This is a genomic window from Bradyrhizobium sp. 4 (assembly GCF_023100905.1).
Classification (GTDB): domain Bacteria; phylum Pseudomonadota; class Alphaproteobacteria; order Rhizobiales; family Xanthobacteraceae; genus Bradyrhizobium.
Genome location: NZ_CP064686.1, coordinates 1,132,057 through 1,147,707, shown reverse-complemented (window position 1 = coordinate 1,147,707; position 15,651 = coordinate 1,132,057). Strand labels below are relative to the sequence as shown.

Here is a 15,651-nt window from a genome sequence, read left to right as displayed (position 1 = left end):
GGGCTTCGAGCCCGAACCATTTATCTGGGAACGGCACGCGCGGATCTCATCATGGCCTGGCCGCAACAGCGGCCCACTTGCAAGAGGCCGGATACATTTGTGCAGACTGCATCGTCCTCATTAAACGACCTTGCACGGGCGGGGCGGGTCATACATTCTTTCCCACGAGATCCTTCAGCGCCGCATTGTCCAACATCGCGTCTGCCAGAAGCCGCTTCAGCTTCGTGTTCTCGTCTTCAAGCGACCGCAGTCGCTTGGCCTCCGAGACGTCCATCCCGCCGAACCTGGCCTTCCATTTGTAGATGCTGGCGTCGCTTACACCATGCTTGCGGCAGAGATCGGCGACCGGAATCTCCGCTTCGTGCTCCTTCAAAATTCCGATGATCTGTTCTTCCGTACACCGCTTGCGCTTCATGCTCTGGTCCTTGCTGTGGGCCAGAGCGAACTTCAAACTGGATTAAGCCCGTGGGGCAAGGTCACCGGTGACCGAGCGCCTCACCGCGGTAGCAATGCGAGCGCGCTCGCCGGCGCTTCGCATCTCCCTCGTGCCACTTGGTCCCAAGAAATTGATGAAAGCCGCGCGGCGGCCGAAACAAGCAGTCATTAGGGCGCCTGAGCGCCATTACGCGGTCCTCACCGGATCCTTTTGCCTGAAGGATCTTGGACGAAGCGCATGCTCACAAACAGCGCCGCAGAATTTGGCTTTATCAATTTTGTGCCGCGCTTTTGACCCACTCATTCGTCCTCCGTGAAGAACGCGGGCGCGCGCTGATTTAAGCGATCTTTTGAGCCGGGACAGTTTCGGCGAACGCCCGGGTGATGGCACGCAAGAGTTCTGCGAGCCATCGCAGGAGCAGGCCGAAGTTGTAGCCGGCCGCGGCGAGGATAGCGGTCCGCGACGCGGCCCTTGAAATAGTTGCGGTCCAGGCGGTGCTCGGCCTTGACGTGGCCGATGACAGGCTCGAAAGCCGCGCGACGCTTCATCTCGCGACGGACGGAAGCGGTGACGCGGCGGACCTGACCCGAGATCCAGACCCTGAACCGGTGCGGGTGGTTGTGGCCGCGGTACCCTTTGTCGACATGGATGCGGCGAGCCTCTACGCCGGTGAGCTTCTCCATGTCGGCGAATACGGGCCGAGCGTGTGCCCGTCGAAGGGATTGCCATGCAGTGCCTTGGCATGGAGCACGAACTGTCCGCCTTTCGGGGACGTCAGGGGGGTGGCGATGCTGACCTTGCAGCCGAACTCGTAAGGCGTGCGGGCTTTCCCCTTGCCGATGCACTCGACCTCCGGGGCATGTAACGCATAGACCTTGGGGCCGCGCTCATGCTGATCCTCGGTGCGCACCCGCTGCGCCCCTGATCTTCTTGAGGTCAACACAATCGGGGCTGGCTCTTTCACCTGCCCCGGCTTTCCCATGATTACAGCCGCTGCGCTGAGCGGATGCGGGCCTCGGCAAGCGAGGAGAAGTACCCCTTGTATCTCTCTTGAAGCTCAGGTAAGCGCCAGTCGTAAAAGGTAACAATTTTCCGACATGAAGGGGCGGCGCAACAGCAATCCATTACCTTATCGCTACTGTTGCCCAACATCGCGTAGTCGAGCGCAAGCTCTTCACCAGGCCCGATGTCGCGGATTGCAACCATGACCACGTTGCCGCACATGCCCAAATTCGGACCGCAAGAGTGATTGATGAAAGTCTGGATACCCTCATACTCTTCCTCGCTCACAGCCCCGATGCATAAATCTTCAGAGATTTGAAAGCAATTATTCTCCAGACGACCTTGGCTCAAGGAGCGACATTCTGAGCATTTCATTATGTGCCCGCTTCTGACCGCCACCACTTCACCCTTGCGGATCGCTTGAAGAGCGGTGACCCCACGTCCGGCAATTTGGCTTTTGGCGTCTTTAGTCGCCTTCGGCGTGATCCAAGATGCGATCATTTTCGGTTCTTGCATTCTTCCCTCCCCCACGACATCCGGTGAAACTGCACCGCCAGCGGCATCTTGTTAACTCTTATGTACGTCTATCCCGCGCGTCATCTGGCGCTCGCAGCGCGATCGGCATTGAGAACCGCGCTGGTGTTGCGCGAACGGCATGCGACCATCTACGCGACCCAACCGACATGCAACGCGCGTCGACCTATTCTTGACATGATCTCGACGGTCCATAGTTGCCTCCCTGTAACTACAGTATGATGTATTGCTTTGTAATATAACATATTGAATATTTGCTTGCAAGCTCTTTCATTAGCCGCCTAACGCGCATCCCCCCGGGGCCAGCTATTTTACGAAAGCACTTCATAAGGACAAGCGAAGCCACTCGGGCAAAGAAACGGGCTTGTAGCGGTAGCCTTGCGGGCATCCGCTTGACGGGCGCTTTGTTCCGGATCGAGCAAGAACCGTCAGTCCAGATCCGCTCCGGACCGAGCGCAGCCGACCGACGATTTAACGCGCGAACAAGCGACGTGAGCGTTTGCGTCGCTGACGCTTGTAAAGGTGCCAAAAGTACCCGTCATGACGTCGGCCCAGCCTGTCGGTCCCGACATTGCTGCGATAGCTGCCACCCGGCGGCAAGCTCGCATCCTTACGGTCAATTCCAATGCCGCGGATCACGAGATGCTCGGAGTTTCAGAAGTGCAGCAGGCTCGAAACGTGATCGGCGAAATCGAAGGGGACTTGCTGGCGAGACGCAAGTCGACCGGCCCGCTGACGACCAAAGCTGCCGACATCGGTGCAGACGTCTTGGCTTCCTTCTCCCGACTGCGTGAGGCGCATCGGGGAATTGCCGCGATCCTGTTCAACTGCACGCCTTTTCGTGTGTGTAGGCGAGATCTGTCGTTTCACCAGGTTTGCCTGTTTACGACGTCAACTCTCTCTGCCAGGTGACGGAGGCGTCCATCCACGAAGTCATCTCTTGCCTAAATTGGAAGGAAACTCTCGGCGTGTTTGCCGTCAGGATCTCTGAGACAAATTGAAGGACTCAACGAAGGGAGGATTTCTGGTCATCGTAGCCACGAGGGCGAAGATGAAACAGAAATCCGGGACGGATAAAGCGCCGGCAGTACAAATGCCGAACGGCATTCGACGCCAGACGCAGTGCTCGGCTGGAAGAGAAAATCCGCATCGCGCTGGAAGGACTACGCCGCGAGGAGAACAACTCGGAGCTGTGCCGCCGCGAGGGCATCTCGACCTCGATGTATTACTGCTTGTTTCATGGAATTTTTCTCGAGGCCAGCAAGCGCCGGCTGGCGGGCGATACGGTGCCGCTGCGACGTCTGCGAGTCGCGAGGCCAGCGCATTGAAGGAAGTCCTGGCTGATTTCAAAGGCAAGCAGCACGCGGTCGCATCGCTGCCTCCGGCTGGGTCGAAAGAGCTCGATAAATGTGGCGCGGCCGAAAGCAGCAGTCATGAGGGCCCGGCTTGAGTGCGATTAGGCGATCTTCACCGGACGATTGGAGAGAGATTGAAAATGAAGTGAAGGCATCGATTTACGAAGCAGTCTTGCCGAAGCGTGTGCTCATGACCGGCGCCGTTGAATGACCTATCAGTTTGTGCCGCGCATTTAATCCAGCTCATTCAACCGGGAAGGACACTGTTAGCACAAACTCAGTAAGCGCCCATCGCAAGCGAGATTTTTCGAGCGGCAGTAATTGTAGCTGGCAACAGCTTCTCCCGAGCCTCCTGGACCGTCAACCGGCTACCAGGACCAGAAAGGCTGATACCTCCTAGCACCTTCTTTGAACCATCGATAATGGCCGCACCCACCGCAGTCTCGTGGTGAAAGTATTGCGATTGCGACAACACGTACCCGTCTTTGCTCGCCTTCTCCAAAAGCTTGCGCATTTCATTAGGATTCGTGACTGCCTCATCCGTATATTTCTGATAGTTCGTGGCCCGAATGATAAATTCTCGCTCCTTTGGCGGAAATTGAGCAACAATTGCCCTTCCTGCAATACTGTAGAGGGCGGGCATACGAAGCCCCACCTGAACATTCATTGCGACAATGTCCAAACTGGGGATCCGCCAAACGAGGATAACGTCGGTGCCGTCCAGCACCATTAGGTTAACGGTCTCCCCGGTCTTCTCGTGTGCCTCAACCAGAAATTGCTGAGCCCGCTCGATCAAGCCGTCGCTGTAAGTGTAGGCATAAGCGAATTCAAGCAGCCGAGGAGACAGCGAGTATTGCTTGGTCTCGTCGTGTTTTCGTACCAAGCCAAGTTGGTGAAGGGTGAAGAGAAATCGCTGGGCCGCGCTCTTGTCCAGACCTGTCAGCTTCGTAACCACAGCGAGCGTCAATCGTGGTCGCTCTCGACTAAACGCATTGAGCACCATAACCGCTTTTTCGATTGAATTTACAAACAGCGAATGGTCGCGGGTATCTCCTTTCCGTGGACTACGGCTCTTGGAGACAGCCCTTGTAAGCCGTTCGGGAAGGCTTGGACTACGCTGCGAATTTTGGCGCTCGGACATTGACCTCAGATTGCATCACGCGAATCGAAAGTCAATTCCTAGTAGCACTATGCACGCCCTTTTATGACCGCTGAGGTCACATTATGCACCGGAACGCGACATCTGGGCCCGCTTCTCATTCCACCGGTCCGGCGGAGGAGATCCCGGGAAGACAAGCCAATTTGGATTTTCTCGAACCGCCAGACCGTCTGCGCCGATCAACAACCCTATTGGCTGGTGCGCAGCCAACGAGTGCGATCTTGGCGGAAGATAAGCAAGGGTCCGGATCCCTCGCTGCTCAAGGTCTCATCAAACGCCGCAATATGTGGCTTGGCGGTCCCACAATTCGGCGAGCCCGCACGGCCTGATCATCCTGGAATGCCAAAAGCAAGATGGCAGCCCGCTGGCCGTCGGGCAAGATATGAGACTTGGATCGGGGCTGTCTTTCACCTGCCCCGGCCCTCCGACGATTATAGCTCCTGCGCCGATCGAATGCGGGCCTCGGCAAGCCAAGAGAAGTACCCCTTATATCTCGCTTGAAGCTCAGGTAAACGCCAGTCGTGAAAGGCAACAATTTTCCGACATGAAGGGGCGGCGCAGCAGCAATCCATTACCTTATCGCTGCTGTTGCCCAGCATCGCCTAGTCAAGCGCAAGCTCTTCACCGGGCTCGATGTCACGGATCGCAACCATGACCACGTTGCCAGCCATGCCTAAATTCGGATCGCAAGAGTGATTGACGAAGGTCTGGACCCCCTCATACTCTTCCTGGCTCACACCCGCGATGCATAAATCTTCAGATATCTGAAAGCAATTGTTCTCCAAACGACCTTGACTCAAGGCGCGACATTTGAGCATTTCATGATGTGCCCGCTTCTGACCGCTACCACTTCACCCTTGCAGATCGGTTGAAGGGCGGTGGCCCCGCGTCCGGCAATATGGCTTTTGGCATCTTTAGTCGCCTTGGGCGCGATCCAAGATGCGATCATTTTTGGTTCTTGCATTCTTCCCTCCCGCAGGACGTCTAAATAAAACTGCACCGTCCGCCGCCATCTTGTTCACCTTATGCACGCCTACCCGCCCGCCATCTAGGCTCGCAATCGGAAGCAATCCGCATTGAGAACCGTGCTGGAGTTGCGCGAAGAGCATGCAACCGGTTGCGTGACCCAACCGGCACGCAATCCATGTCGACTTTATCTTGCCCTAGCCCGTCCGCGCGTCACCACAGCCGTGGCAAGACAAATGACAATCGCAAGAACGGTCAGGATTGTCGCGATCGCCGCCAAAACCGGTTCAATTTCCCACTTGATGCTGGAGTACATCTTAACCGGCAGCGTCAAGGTGCTCGGACCGGTGACGAACCAAGCGATCACAACTTCATCGAATGACATCAAGAAGGCGAACAAGCCCGCTGAAATGAGCGAAGGAACGAGCTGCGGCAAGACGACTTGGCGAAACACGCGCCACTGAGTTGCCCCCATGATGATTGCTACCTTTTCCAGCCTTTCATCAAGATTCTCGATACCGGCAGAAATTGTCAGGATTACGAAAGGCGTGACATACATTGCGTGCGCAAGAACCAACCCCGTAACCGTTCCAGTTAGGGAAATTCGTAGATAGTACATATAAAGTCCGAGCGAGATCACGACGATTGGGACCAACATTGGGCTTAGGATTAACAGGACAAGCAACCGCTTGCCCGGAAAATTCGCGCGCGCGAGCGCGTAGGCACCCGGCACACCAACCGCCATCGCGAGTGCCGATGCGAGCAAAGCATAAGTGGCACTCCGATATGTGACTGTCAGCCAAGCCGTCGACCCGAAGTAGGCGCGATACAAGTCAAGAGAATAGTAGGTCGGCGGAAAGACAAGCTCGACCCGATTGCCAAACGATATCGGCACTATGATCAAACTTGGGAAGAGCAAGTAGATGTAAAGGATGGTGGCCAGCCCAACCACAATCCGCCCCTTGGTAAAGGTCTGCCTTGGAGCCTTAATGAAGGCCTGCTGCGATGCAATAGAAGTCAAGCTGATCTCCTCAAACTAAAGCGCTGTTGCCTCGCAGCTTACCAAGCAAGAGCAACAGGGCCCCGCTTACCGCGAAGAGAAGTACGGCAATCGCTGATGCTGTTGCCCAATTCAGCGATTCGCGTGTGTAGAAATCGATCAGGTTCGCGACCATCATATCCTGTCGTCCGCCGAGCAAGGCTGGAGTAACGAATGAGCCAAGCGAAATAACGAAACACATAATGCCTCCAGCAAGGAGACCTGGGGTGCTCAGCGGAAAGGTGATCTGCCAGAAGATGCGGAGATCCGACGCTCCCATTACCGCCGCCGTCTTTCGCAGATCTGCGCTTTGCGCAATCAAGTTGGAAAGCAAAGGGAACACGACAAAGGGAATGAGCCAGCTGCTTAGCCCGATAAGAACCCCGATTCGATTGAACACCATTGGTAGGCGCGGCAACCCGATCGCAGCCAGCGTGCTGTTGACGAGCCCTTGCTCCCCCAGGACCACAATAAGAGAGAAGCTCTTGACCAAAATGCTGGTCCAAAAGGGCAGCAATACAAAGATGAGGAAGATCGGACGCCACAAGTCCGAAAGTCGAGAGAGGTGCAGGGCAATGGGATAGCCAAGTAAAAGGCTCACTGCAGTCGCTGACAGCGAAATCTCGACAGTGGTCAGTGCGACGCGCGCGAAAAGGCGGCTATTGAATAAGTCAATGTAAGCCTTCAGCGATAGATGCCCGCCGCCAAGGCTACTATAGACAATGAATGCAAGCGGAATGATCAGGCCGAATGCCATTACAGCCGTCACCGGGCCAAGAAACTGCGCTAATTCCCGTCGATTCATCTGGATAGCCATTGTCTCTTCATACAATTCGTCATATCGGATTGCAATATAGAGAACTTTGATGCTAAATTCCAGCTCCTTTTGGAGGAGATTTCCAAGAATGCATGGAACCAAGCCAGCCGAACATACGAGGGACACGCCATTGCAGGCCGCACTACAGTTTCAGGATCTCAGGAAGAGCTATGGCTCGGTGGTTGCACTCGATCGTGTCAATCTATCGATTGCACCAGGGGAGTTCTTGACTCTGCTAGGCCCAAGCGGATCCGGGAAGACGACCCTGCTCAACGTTGTTTCGGGGATGATAGTGCCGACGAGTGGCGCCGTGCTGATTGATGGACGCGATGTCACGAACATCCCTCCACGCGAACGGAACATCGGCATGGTTTTCCAGAACTATGCCCTTCTGCCCCATATGACTGTTTTTGAGAACGTCGCCTTTCCTCTCCGCATCCGCAAGCGCGCTAAGCACGAAATTGAGCGCGATGTAATGGCCATTCTGGATTTGGTTCGGCTGAAGGATTTCGCGCAACGCAAGCCGAAAGAGCTATCTGGCGGCCAACAACAGCGGGTCTCGATCGCTCGCTGCCTCGTTTATAAGCCAAAACTTATCCTGATGGATGAGCCTCTCGGAGCTCTTGATAAGAAGCTAAGACATCAGTTGCAATTCGAGATCAGGAAAATACATCAGGAACTCGGTGTTACGATTCTTTATGTCACCCATGATCAGGAAGAGGCTCTCGTTCTGTCTGATCGGATTTGCGTCATGAACCATGCTCGAATCGAGCAAGTCGGCACGCCAAACGACCTTTACTTTCGGCCGACAAATGAGTTCGTTGCAGATTTCCTAGGCGACGCTAATCTGATACGGGGAACTATAGATCACGCTTCCGATGGTGTCGCCCGCGTCCGGACGAATGACGGATCGATGATGGGCTGCGCATTGCAGAGCAATCCCGGCCCCGGCAATCAGATGAAACTGATGGTTAGACCAGAATTCGTCCGGCTGACCCGCTTCACAGAGCCCGGTGATTTCGGGCTGCGAGGCGTCATTGAAAATCGTGCATTCGTAGGACACGCAATTCGATATACCGTATTGGCGGGAGATCAACGGATAACCGTTCTGCAGAACAGCGGCTCCGGCATACCGGTACTCGAATCCAATGACCAAGTCTGGGTTGACTGGTTACCGGGCGACGCGATTTCGCTGCTCTGATTCGGAGCTTCAGGGCATCAGTGGTTTCCATGAAGCCTTCACACGCAAATGGCGCAAATCCGGCCGGCGTGGAAACGCCCTCTGATCCAAGCCATAGCAGGCAAGGGAGGAGCTGATGACCGACGCGCCCAAGCCGCGGGCCTTCAGCGCCGATGGGATCGCCGCGCCGCTGCGTTATGCCACCTTCCGGCGCATCTGGCTTGGAAGCCTTTTTTCTAATCTAGGCATCCTCATTCAGGGCGTCGGCGCGGCTTGGGCAATGACTGAGATGACATCGTCGGCTGACATGGTCGCACTGGTGCAGACCGCGCTATGGTTGCCGGTAATGCTCATCTCGGTACCAGCCGGCGCAATTGCCGACATGTACGACCGGCGGATCGTGGCTCTTGTCTCGCTTACCATCGCGCTTGCTGGCGCAAGCGCGCTGACGGCGGCCACCTGGTTCGGCCTAGTCACCCCGAAGCTGTTGCTGTCACTTTGCTTTATACTCGGCAGCGGCATGGCGATAATGGGACCTGCCTCGTCATCCTCGATAGGCGAGCAGGTGCCGTCAGAAGCGTTGCCTGCGGCAGTCGCTCTCAACGGGAGCAACTACAACATCGCACGCAGCGTGGGCCCGGCCATTGGAGGCGTGCTGGTGGCGAGCGCGGGCCCCGTAGCCGCGTTTGCGCTCAACGCTCTCCTTTATCTGCCGCTGTTTGTCGCGTTGTACATGTGGAAGCGCGTCGCGGCGCCTCCGCGCTTGCCGGCTGAACGGCTAAGCCGCGCCGTCGCTTCTGGCGTGCGCTACATCGCCAATTCGCCGGCAATCAAGGTTGTACTAATCCGCGCCATGGTGATCGGTCTAATCGGCGGGGCGATTATTGCACTGATGCCGCTTGTGGCGCGCGATCTCCTGCATGGTGACGCGCAAACCTATGGCATCATGCTCAGCGCCTTTGGTTTGGGCGCAGTGATCGGCGCACTCAATGTGACTGAGGTACGCAAGCGTATGAGCGGCGAAGCCGCGATCCGCGCCTGCGCACTATCGATGGGCTTAGCGATTGCGGCGGTGGCGCTAAGTCGGCAGCCGCTGTTAACAGCAGCCGCGCTATTGTTGGCGGGAGTCGCATGGACGATTGCTTGGGCATTGTTTAGCATCGGTGTGCAGCTGTCAGCGCCGCGTTGGGTGGGCGGACGCGCGCTTGCTGCCTACCAAGCAGTGTCATCAGGCGGGATTGCCGTGGGCAGCTGGGGCTGGGGACGGCTGACTGATGCTGTCGGCGTCGAAGCTGCCTTGCTGGTCTCGACTGTCCTCATGCTTGCTTCGCCGCTCTTGGCCCTATGGCTGCGTATGCCGCGAATCAGCGCGCGTGAGGAGGAAGCTGAAGTGCTGGCAGATCCCGAGGTGCGGCTTGCGCTTACGGGACGCAGCGGCCCGCTTGTGGTCGAGATCGAATACCGCGTCCCTCAGGAGAACGCCCGAGCGTTTCACAACGTGATGCAGGACGTGCAGTTGTCGCGCCAACGCAATGGCGCTTACGGTTGGTCAATCGCGCGTGACATCGCCGAACCGGAATTGTGGACCGAGCGCTATCACTGCCCGACTTGGCTCGATTATCTTCGTCAGCGCAATCGCTGGACCCATTCGGAGCGGGCGATGGAACGGCAGGCCATGTCCTTTCACGTCGGCCCGGTCCCGGTGCGAGTGCGCCGCATGCTCGAGCGACCGTTTGGTTCCGTGCGCTGGAGGGACGATACACCCCATCGTGCAACCGACGACGTTCTGCCGGTGATCACAAGTATGGCGCAAGGCACGACTTCGTCGTCGCATCGATGCTAGCTCTATAGCCGCGCAATTCAATAGTCCACCTCGTTCAAGTCAGCTTCGCTACGCCGAGGCCCTTAGAGTGGCAACTGAAGCACTTACCGCCCGCAATGGCACGGGCAACGTCAATCTCACGGGAAGAGGAATCATGGTCACGACTTGCTGCGCAGAGAGGCTGTTGTTATGAAATTCGCTTCCACGAGGAGGACGATAGTTTGAAGTTGCGGATCGGCATCAGCGATTGTAGGACCGATCATGCATTCGTTTTCGCAATCGAAGCGCCAAGGATTCTGCAGAAACCAATGCCGATTTGGCCGCAAAGTTTCTCGAATGGCAACCGAAGATATCCAGCACGCCTAAAAGCGGAGAAACAAGTCGGATAAACCCTTGCTGGAGCGACGCAAGAAATTCACCTGCGCGGTTAGCTCGTTCTTTTCAGTGGAGATGAGCTAAGGCGTGGCTCAATCGGCCCAACTTGGCGTTGCCGAAATGCCGGCCCGAACCGCGCACCGTTGCCGGCCTCTCTCAGGGGGCGCCCGCTGCGGGGCCTGTAGCTCAATGGTTAGAGCCGGCCGCTCATAACGGTCTGGTTCCTGGTTCGAATCCAGGCGGGCCCACCAACTACTGCTGCTGCTGCTGCTCTGCTGGTGGGTAGTGGTGGTCACCACACACACGCACTCCTTCTTAATTCTTCTTCTTATGGGACATTTTGAGAACGATTCGAGTTCGGTTTGAGAACGAGCCGATTTCAGATCCGCTGACATAGCTGACGAATCTCCCCACCGGCTCCTTGCCGACTTTGGAGCACGAAAGAACGTGAGCAGGTCTGTTTTCTTCAACAGTCGTTCAGCAGCGACCGAAACGTTGACTGCTCCGAAATTTCCGCGCCCGTACATTTCCTCGCAGCGGCAGAAATGCGGCACGCTCGTCCGAGGGTAAGGTATCGTATTAGGCAAGGCGCGGCTTGCGACCGGCACCTGACTGAAGCACCACGAGATGGAATCTCTAGAAGACGAATCGAACGCGAACGCGTGGCAAAAGCGGATGCGACGAGTGTTCGCGGGAGTGAAGCATCAGAAAGAGAAACGACTACACGCTCTGTACGTTACGTGCAGAATCATCCTTTGACAGAGTTCCCGCGACGAGAAACGATGACGCTTAGGAGCTCGTCGGTGAGAGACGAGTTGTATGCCAAGTAGCACGCCGCGTTACTCATGACCCGAGGGTAATCGTTATGAACCGTCGCAATGTTTTGTCCGGTGCTGTGAAGGCCGGTTCGGCCCTTACGATAGGCGCCGCTCCCTTCGCAGCACCCCACCGAGCTCAAGCTGCTACAACGATTTCGTTCGTGAGCTGGGGCGGGAGCTACGGTGATTTTGTGAAGGAATTCTGGATCAAGCCCTTCACGGCAGAAACCGGAATTTCTGTAGAATACGTCGATGGTCCGGACTTGGCTAAGGTGAAGGCCCAAGTCACAAGTAACAACGTTCTGTGGGATGTATTCGATGCGGGCGGACCTGCAGCTTATGCAGGCGCAAAGGAAGGGCTTTGGGAGTCGGTCGATCCCAAATTGATAGATCCCGCCCGGTTTGTCCGGAAGCGGCCTCCTTTTGCTGTGCCCACGGCTATTTACACGGGTGGTATCGCCTATGACCCAAGCCGAACGAAGTATCCCGCAAGTGACTTTGGGCAGTTTTGGGACATCACGAACTTCCCTGGGCGTCGCGCCCTTCGCAGTCTCGCCGAGCAGACGTTGGAGCCAGCGTTGCTTGCTGATGGTGTTGCGCCGGGCGAGCTGTATCCGCTTGACGTAAAGCGCGCTTTCACCGCGCTGGATAGGATCAAGCCGCACACTAAGAAGTGGTTCGCTGCAACCGCTGAGGGGGTAAAGCTCATTCAGACAAATGAAGTCGACTACACCATTACCTTTGCAAACCGAGTTAGGGCTGCGAAGGAATCAGGCGTGTCAATCGATTTCTCGTTCGGCCAATGTTTCAGCGAGACACAATACTTCACTGTGGTCAGGGGCAGCCCCCGGAAGGAGGCCGCGATGCTGTTCCTCGAATTCGTCACCAGGCCAGAGCAGCAGGTATTAATTGGCAATAAACTTGGCGCCATCCCGGTTACAAAAGGTGCCGAGCAACAGCTGAACCAGCAGGCGCGACGCTGGCTTCCCGATCCCAACAATCCCAAGAACGTGTTGATAAACGATGAGTACTGGGCCGATCATTTCGTTGAGCTCGATAAGCGATTTAAGGAGTGGATCCTGACGTAACTATATCGCGGCCTCGTCGATGCCATGTGTGATGAAGACGATGGTCTTGCCGTTCGCGCGCCGGCGCTCTTCCAATATTTGATCGCGAGGCCATCCTCATAGCGCTTGCGATCCGCGATGATCCGGTCGAACCGCCCTCACCTCCTCGGCCGGTATCGTCTGCGCCCACGCGATCGTGCGCGAGACGCCCTCAACAAGCATGCGGGATGCATTCGGATCGTCCTTGATGAACCTCTCCCGCAGAACATAGGAACCACCGGTGAACTGGCCGAACAGATTGGTGTCGTTGAAGAGCGAGTGGATTCCACCCCGCTCCAGCGCCTCGTCGCGCAAGATGCCACTGAGCGTGCTCACCTCGACCTGCCCCTGACGGAGCCCGCTCGCCGGTCACAGGTGGGACCGCTACCAGCGTGACCTGCTTGGCCTCACTCGCGCTGAGGCCGTTCCGCGCGAGATATTCGCGAACACGAACTCCAGATGCGCACTCAGCTTATTGACGGCGACTGCCGATCAGATCGCGCGCCGTCTTGATCGGACGTAAGCGTAGCTCTGAGGCCCATTTGATTGGTGCTTGACGTCTATTTTGAACGCGTGGTGCGCCGGCGCGGCTTCCATATTTCCGACAAAGCGGTGACGGCGGCCTCGAGCGCCTTCCGGTCGACGAGGTTGGGATCAAACTGCTCAGGGCCCCAGCGGCGCATATGTTCGTGCTCCGGATGAGCAGGGTCGCTGATGGCGTCGAGGTATTCGGCATAGCCTGGCGCACCGCCGACGTCTTCCGGAGGACAACGACCGGCGGCCTCGAGCAGGAAGGGCATGCCCTCCGTCGTGGTGTTGTCGAACAACTTTTCGAGCTTGATCACGTGATCCCAGCTGTCGCCGAAGTCATAGAGATAGTGGATCGTCTTGGCGCCGATCTCGCGAACGACATCGCAGAGCCGTACTTTGCTGGCATCCATGGGCTGATGGCCGTAGTCGTTGTGGGGATCAGGAATCCCCCAACGGTCTTCACCAGCGAAGAACTCGAAGAGGTGGCTGGTTGACCAACCAAACGCCGCCTGAAGCGTCAGATGCAGCCGATCAAGGCGCAGCGTGACGGGTACGACAAGGCGACGCATCACCTCTGGTTTTACTTCCTTGAGGATTACCTTGACCCGGACCGCGGTCGTGTTCAGGCTCATGCCGCCAGCCTCGGATCGTGTGCATGCATCGTGTAGAACGACGCCCAAGGGAGCAGTTCGTCCAGTCGCGCCGCAGGCTAACCATTGACGAGCTTCGCGAGAACGTCAACGAGCCAGTGCTCGGCACTGACGCCATTGAGCTTACAGGTCTCGATTAACGAAGCCAGAACTGCCCAATTCTCGGCGCCCTCGTCGGAAGCAGCGCCATAATGCCGGGAATCTGGCGTTCGATGTTGTTGTAGCCTATCCATTCCACCCGCTCGTTGGTCAAACCGTTCTTGTAGTCGGTGAGCAGGAACATAACGGCATTCGCCACTTTTTAATCCGGCAGCCGCATGACGGAACGCTCTACGTTCCAGACTGGATGGTCACCCCACAAGCCGGTTCGATTGCGATTGTTGCCACACCCCGGATTCCGCTTAAGGCCCTCCTCGAGATTCGTGCCATGCTCGATCATCTCGTAGCCTCTTCTGTGGGGGATTCCACCCCCGAAGGAGGAGATGCCAATGAAGATCCCGCTGCGGACGCAACCGGATTTGTTCGCCATCGCCGTACCACCAGCCGAACTGTCGGACGAGGAGAGGCTGAAGGCAATAGCGCTGTTGCGGTGTCGGCTCGTCGAAGCGATAATCACGCCAACGGCCGGGCAGCCGGTCCAAAGCCTCGCGGAGGTGCGCGATGAGCAAGATCAGCGCTGAGCACCTTTGCCGCGACGCCATCGTCTACATCCGCCAGTCGACATCCTACCAAGCCGCGAACAACCTGGAGAGCCAGCGGCGCCAATATGCCCTCGCCGACCGGGCTCGCCGATTGGGCTGGAGCGATGTTCAAATCGTCGATGATGATCTCGGCCGATCTGGCGCCGGCACGGCTCGACCCGGCTTCGAGAAGCTTTTGGCAGCAATTTGCGAGGGTCGGGTGGGCGCCGTTGTTTCGCTGGAGGCGTCGCGGCTCGCGCGCAATGGCCGCGACTGGCATACTTTGCTTGAGTTCTGCGGGTTAGTCGGAACACTGATTGTCGATGAAGACGGCATTTATGATCCTCGCTCGATCAACGATCGCCTCCTGCTTGGCATGAAGGGCACGATGAGCGAGATGGAGCTTTCGGTATTCCGGCAGCGTTCCCTCGAGGCGCTTAAGCAGAAGGCACGCCGTGGAGAGCTCCTACTGACCGTGGCAGTCGGCTACGTCAAGGCCGAAGATGGCCGGATCGAGAAGGACCCGGATCGGCGCGTTCAGGATAGCATCGCCCTGGTGTTTCGCAAATTCGCCGAACTGCAGTCGATTCGGCAGGTGTTGCTTTGGTTCCGGGAGGAGCAAGTCGTCTTTCCGGCGGTCGTTCACGGCCATGGCAAGCAAACAACCGAGTGGAAAGCGCCGGTCTATTACACACTGCACCACGTGCTGACCAATCCGGTTTATGCCGGCGCATTCGTCTTCGGCCGGCGCGGCACGCGCGTTTTGATCGAAGGTGGCAGAAAGCGAGTCGTGCGCGACAGTATCCGTCGGAACTGGAAAGACTGGGAAGTTTGATCCGCGACCATCACGAGGCATATATTTCCTCGGAGGAGTTCGAACGGAATCAGCGTCTGATCGCCGACAATGCCAACGGAAAGAGCTATTTGGGCCGCGGGGCTATCCGGCGCGGCGAAGCTCTGCTGCCTGGTCTGTTCCGTTGCGCTCGCTGCGGCCGCCGATTGCATGTCGCTTATACCGGCAAAGGCGGCAACACACTGCCCTTGATCGGCGCGTAAGCCGCGATCAGCTTGAGAAGGGCGCCATAGAAAGCCCCCGATGTCGATATCGCCGATCACGACGGTCTGGATGTCCTACGGTGTCAATCGGCGTTCAAATTTGGCTCTGACGCATATTCGATGAT

General features: G+C 57.1%; 15 protein-coding genes, 1 tRNA gene and 4 pseudogenes. 9 read left to right on the top strand and 11 right to left on the bottom strand.

The window, feature by feature from the left end; genetic code table 11:
- Positions 1 to 157 precede the first annotated feature (157 nt).
- From IVB45_RS05315 to IVB45_RS05305, 3 genes and pseudogenes are all read right to left on the bottom strand, one after another.
- Positions 158 to 415 (bottom strand): annotated as a pseudogene (locus IVB45_RS05315) (transposase); the annotation flags it as partial.
- 358 nt (positions 416 to 773) lie between these two features.
- A pseudogene (locus tag IVB45_RS05310) lies at positions 774 to 1,325 on the bottom strand (IS5/IS1182 family transposase); the annotation flags it as partial.
- A gap of 95 nt (positions 1,326 to 1,420) precedes the next feature.
- Positions 1,421 to 1,954 (bottom strand): SET domain-containing protein, encoded by a 534-nt coding sequence (locus IVB45_RS05305; RefSeq protein WP_247356697.1) that lies wholly within the window; start codon positions 1,952 to 1,954, stop codon positions 1,421 to 1,423.
- Positions 1,955 to 2,512: 558 nt separating this feature from the next.
- On the opposite strand from IVB45_RS05305, the gene IVB45_RS05300 reads away from it, so the two are divergent.
- Both IVB45_RS05300 and IVB45_RS05295 read left to right on the top strand, forming a co-directional pair.
- Complete coding sequence (locus tag IVB45_RS05300) at positions 2,513 to 2,884, top strand: hypothetical protein (protein ID WP_247356696.1); 372 nt, start codon at positions 2,513 to 2,515, stop codon at positions 2,882 to 2,884.
- A gap of 139 nt (positions 2,885 to 3,023) precedes the next feature.
- Positions 3,024 to 3,317 (top strand): annotated as a pseudogene (locus tag IVB45_RS05295) (IS3 family transposase); the annotation flags it as partial.
- Between the two features lie 287 nt (positions 3,318 to 3,604).
- Here the strand turns inward: IVB45_RS05295 and IVB45_RS05290 are convergent.
- The 4 genes from IVB45_RS05290 to IVB45_RS05275 all read right to left on the bottom strand — a co-directional run bounded on the left by IVB45_RS05290 (position 3,605) and on the right by IVB45_RS05275 (position 7,308).
- Positions 3,605 to 4,468 (bottom strand): IclR family transcriptional regulator, encoded by an 864-nt coding sequence (locus IVB45_RS05290; protein WP_247356695.1) that lies wholly within the window; start codon positions 4,466 to 4,468, stop codon positions 3,605 to 3,607.
- Between the two features lie 814 nt (positions 4,469 to 5,282).
- A complete protein-coding gene (locus IVB45_RS05285) occupies positions 5,283 to 5,450 on the bottom strand; it encodes a hypothetical protein (protein ID WP_247356694.1) in 168 nt (55 codons plus the stop codon).
- 189 nt (positions 5,451 to 5,639) lie between these two features.
- Entirely contained in the window at positions 5,640 to 6,473 is an 834-nt protein-coding gene (locus tag IVB45_RS05280; RefSeq protein WP_247356693.1) for an ABC transporter permease, read from the bottom strand.
- A 10-nt stretch (positions 6,474 to 6,483) separates the two neighbouring features.
- Positions 6,484 to 7,308: an ABC transporter permease gene (locus IVB45_RS05275; RefSeq protein ID WP_247356692.1), complete on the bottom strand. Its 825-nt coding sequence runs from the start codon at positions 7,306 to 7,308 to the stop codon at positions 6,484 to 6,486.
- Positions 7,309 to 7,396: 88 nt separating this feature from the next.
- On the opposite strand from IVB45_RS05275, the gene IVB45_RS05270 reads away from it, so the two are divergent.
- The 4 genes from IVB45_RS05270 (at position 7,397) to IVB45_RS05255 (ending at position 12,591) form a co-directional block, all read left to right on the top strand.
- Complete coding sequence (locus IVB45_RS05270) at positions 7,397 to 8,509, top strand: ABC transporter ATP-binding protein (RefSeq protein WP_247356691.1); 1,113 nt, start codon at positions 7,397 to 7,399, stop codon at positions 8,507 to 8,509.
- Between the two features lie 115 nt (positions 8,510 to 8,624).
- Positions 8,625 to 10,331, top strand: coding sequence for an MFS transporter (locus IVB45_RS05265; protein WP_247356690.1), 1,707 nt, complete (start codon positions 8,625 to 8,627; stop codon positions 10,329 to 10,331).
- 529 nt (positions 10,332 to 10,860) lie between these two features.
- Positions 10,861 to 10,936, top strand: a tRNA-Ile gene (locus IVB45_RS05260).
- Between the two features lie 614 nt (positions 10,937 to 11,550).
- Entirely contained in the window at positions 11,551 to 12,591 is a 1,041-nt protein-coding gene (locus IVB45_RS05255; RefSeq protein WP_247356689.1) for an ABC transporter substrate-binding protein, read from the top strand.
- A gap of 96 nt (positions 12,592 to 12,687) precedes the next feature.
- Here IVB45_RS05255 and IVB45_RS05250 read toward each other — a convergent pair whose 3' ends face one another.
- The 4 genes and pseudogenes from IVB45_RS05250 to IVB45_RS05235 form a co-directional block, all read right to left on the bottom strand.
- On the bottom strand, positions 12,688 to 12,945 hold the full coding sequence (locus IVB45_RS05250) for a hypothetical protein (RefSeq protein ID WP_247356687.1): 258 nt from the start codon (positions 12,943 to 12,945) through the stop codon (positions 12,688 to 12,690).
- Between the two features lie 224 nt (positions 12,946 to 13,169).
- Positions 13,170 to 13,772 (bottom strand): plasmid pRiA4b ORF-3 family protein, encoded by a 603-nt coding sequence (locus IVB45_RS05245; protein ID WP_247356685.1) that lies wholly within the window; start codon positions 13,770 to 13,772, stop codon positions 13,170 to 13,172.
- A pseudogene (locus tag IVB45_RS05240) lies at positions 13,769 to 13,966 on the bottom strand (transposase domain-containing protein); the annotation flags it as partial. The gene IVB45_RS05245 and the pseudogene IVB45_RS05240, both read right to left, overlap by 4 nt.
- Positions 13,927 to 14,088 carry a hypothetical protein gene (locus IVB45_RS05235; RefSeq protein ID WP_247356700.1) on the bottom strand — a complete coding sequence of 54 codons (162 nt, stop codon included), beginning with the start codon at positions 14,086 to 14,088 and terminating at the stop codon, positions 13,927 to 13,929. The gene IVB45_RS05235 and the pseudogene IVB45_RS05240, both read right to left, overlap by 40 nt.
- 190 nt (positions 14,089 to 14,278) lie before the next feature.
- Here IVB45_RS05235 and IVB45_RS05230 point away from each other — a divergent pair, with 190 nt between their 5' ends.
- Genes IVB45_RS05230 through IVB45_RS05220 form a run of 3 tightly spaced genes read left to right on the top strand, consistent with a single transcriptional unit; the run spans position 14,279 to position 15,526 of the window.
- A complete protein-coding gene (locus IVB45_RS05230) occupies positions 14,279 to 14,470 on the top strand; it encodes a hypothetical protein (RefSeq protein ID WP_247356684.1) in 192 nt (63 codons plus the stop codon).
- Entirely contained in the window at positions 14,451 to 15,305 is an 855-nt protein-coding gene (locus IVB45_RS05225) for a recombinase family protein (RefSeq protein ID WP_247356682.1), read from the top strand. Before IVB45_RS05230 ends, IVB45_RS05225 begins: the two co-directional genes overlap by 20 nt.
- Positions 15,302 to 15,526: a recombinase family protein gene (locus IVB45_RS05220; RefSeq protein WP_247356680.1), complete on the top strand. Its 225-nt coding sequence runs from the start codon at positions 15,302 to 15,304 to the stop codon at positions 15,524 to 15,526. Before IVB45_RS05225 ends, IVB45_RS05220 begins: the two co-directional genes overlap by 4 nt.
- Positions 15,527 to 15,651: the final 125 nt, after the last annotated feature.